2 protein-coding genes are annotated in these 2786 nt (G+C 67.5%); both read right to left on the reverse strand.

The features are described 5' to 3' along the window. Positions 1-54: 54 nt before the first annotated feature. Positions 55-1272 (reverse strand): cystathionine gamma-synthase, encoded by a 1218-nt coding sequence (locus K789_RS0100870; RefSeq protein ID WP_024365098.1) that lies wholly within the window; start codon positions 1270-1272, stop codon positions 55-57. An 85-nt stretch (positions 1273-1357) separates the two neighbouring features. Beyond that, positions 1358-2743 carry a cystathionine beta-synthase gene (locus tag K789_RS0100875; RefSeq protein WP_024365099.1) on the reverse strand — a complete coding sequence of 462 codons (1386 nt, stop codon included), beginning with the start codon at positions 2741-2743 and terminating at the stop codon, positions 1358-1360. Between the last annotated feature and the right edge of the window lie 43 nt (positions 2744-2786).

The raw sequence follows: 2786 nt of genomic DNA on the forward strand, positions 1-2786 counted from the left end.
GAGCCAGCCGCGGGTGGTGGAGGGCGTGGCCCTGGCGGTGGTGGTCACGGGTAGTTAGCTGCCTGACTCACCGGACGCGGATTCGATCTGCGAGAACGCCTGCTCCAGGTCAGCGATGAGGTCCTCGACGTCCTCGATGCCGCAGGAGAGCCGGATCAGGTTGACCGGGACGGCCAGTTCGGTGCCTTTGACCGAGGCGTGCGTCATTTCCGAGGGGTAGTTCATCAGGGATTCGATCCCGCCGAGGGACTCCGCGAGGGTGAACACGGAGGTGGACTCAGCCACCTTGCGTGCCGCGGCTTCGCCGCCCTTGAACTGCACGGAGATCATCCCGCCGAACTTCTTCATCTGCTTTTTGGCGAGCTCGTGCCCGGGGTGCGAGGGCAGGCCCGGGTACAGCACGGCCTCCACCTCGGGACGCTGCAGCAGCCACTCGGCCACGGCCTGGGCGTTGTCGCTGTGCCGGTCCATCCGCACACCGAGGGTCTTGAGCCCGCGGGTGGTCAGGAACGCATCCATCGGTCCGGACACGGCACCGACGGCGAACTGCACAAAGCCGATCTTCTCGGCCAGGTCCGCGTCGTTGACGATAATGGCGCCGCCGACGACGTCGGAGTGCCCGCCGATGTACTTGGTGGTGGAGTGCACCACGATGTCGGCGCCGAGGGCCAGCGGGTTCTGCAGGTATGGCGAGGCGAAGGTGTTGTCCACCACGAGGAGGGCGCCGGCGTCGTGCGCCACCTTGGAGAGGGCTGCGATGTCGGTGATTTTCATCATCGGGTTCGACGGCGTCTCCACCCAGACGAGCCGGGTTTTGCCGCCGTTCGACCCCCCAGCTGCCACGGCCTTCGCCACGGCGTCAAGGTTGGACATGTCCACCGGGGTGTTGCCGATGCCCCACTCCCCCAGCACCCTGCTGATCAGCCGGTAGGTGCCGCCGTAGGCGTCGTTGCCGAGCACGATGTGGTCGCCGGGCCGGGTGAGGGCGCGGATCATGGAGTCCTCGGCGGCGAGGCCGGAGCTGAAGGAGAACGCGGCGGTCCCGCCTTCCAGCGCCGCGAGCTGTTCCTGCAGCGAGTCACGGGTGGGGTTGGTCCCGCGGCCGTATTCGTAGCCGGCCCGCAGCACGCCGATCGCTTCCTGGGCATAGGTGGTGGAGAAATGCACCGGTGGCACGACGGCGCCGGTGCGCGGCTCGAACTCCTGGCCGGCATGCACGGCGCGGGTGTTGAAACCGGCGGTTTTGGCGGAAGAGCTTTCTGGCAAAGACATATGCGTTCCTTTCGGCCGGCGGCCGGGGCGCCTCCGGGGAGGCGGGTCCGGCATCCGGGTCAGTTGCTGAAACCAGGTGCTGGGGTCAGTTACTCAGGTAGGCGAGGAGGTCGTGGCGGGTCAGGATCCCCACTGGAGCGCCGACGAAGGTCACCATCAGGGTGTCCGCGTCGGAGAGGAGTTCGCGGGCCGTCGAGATCGATTCGAGCGAGCCGATCACCGGCAGCCGGGCCTCCATGTGTTCGGAAATCTTGTCCGAGAGTTTGGCTTCCCCGCGGAAGAGCTTCGCTGTCAGGGTGCGTTCGTCGACGGCGCCGAGGACCTCGCCCATCACCACTGGCGGTTCCTGGGACAGCACCGGGATGTGGGAGACCCCGTACTCGTTCATGATGTTGATGACGTCGCGGACGCTCTCGTTGGGGTGGATGTGCACGAGGTCCGGCAGCACCCCGGTCTTGGACTTGAGGATCTCGCCCACGGAGGCTTCGTCCCCGCTGGCGAGGAAGCCGTAGGAGCGCATCCACTGGTCGTTGAAGATCTTCGCGAGGTAGCCGCGGCCGGAGTCCGGCAGGATCACGACGACGACGGCATCCTCCGGCAGGTCCTTGGCGACCTGCAGGGCGGCGACGACGGCCATGCCGGAGGACCCGCCCACGAGCAGGCCCTCTTCGCGGGCGAGCCGGCGTGTCATCTCGAAGGAGTCGGCGTCGCTCACGGCGATGACGTCGTCGGGGACGGCCTTGTCGTAGTTGGCCGGCCACATGTCCTCGCCGACACCTTCGACGAAGTACGGCCGGCCGGTGCCGCCGGAGTAGACCGAACCTGCCGGGTCGGCGCCGATGATCTTGACCACGCCGCCGTCGGCCTCCGCACGGTGCGCGGAGACTTCCTTGAGGTACCGGCCGGTGCCGGTGATGGTGCCGCCGGTGCCGGCACCGATCACGCAGTGCGTGATCCGGCCGTCGGTGTCGCGCCAGATTTCCGGGCCGGTGGATTCGTAGTGGCTGGCCGGCGCGGCCGGGTTGGAGAACTGGTCGGGCTTGTAGGCGCCGGGGATCTCAGTAACCAGCCGGTCCGAGACGCCGTAGTAGCTCTGCGGGCTGTCGGGCGGGACCGCGGTGGGCGTCACCACGACTTCGGCGCCGTAGGCCTGGAGCACGGCGCGCTTGTCCTCGCCGACCTTGTCGGGCACCACGAAGATGCACCGGTACCCCTTCTGCTGGGCCACGAGGGCCAGGCCGACGCCGGTGTTGCCGGAGGTGGGTTCCACGATGGTGCCGCCGGGCAGGAGCTTGCCGGTGCGTTCGGCCTCCTCGATCATCTTCACCGCGATGCGGTCCTTGATGGAACCGCCGGGGTTCAGGTATTCCAGCTTCACCAGGACCGTGGCCCCGATGCCGTCGGTGACGTGGTCCAGCTTGACGAGCGGCGTATTACCGATGAGGTCCAGAACGGACTGGGCGTACTTCATAGGTACAAAGTTACCGTCTCCACCCGCCAGGGGCGGATTCAGG

It is taken from the genome of Arthrobacter sp. TB 26, assembly GCF_000427315.1.
Lineage (GTDB): Bacteria > Actinomycetota > Actinomycetes > Actinomycetales > Micrococcaceae > Arthrobacter.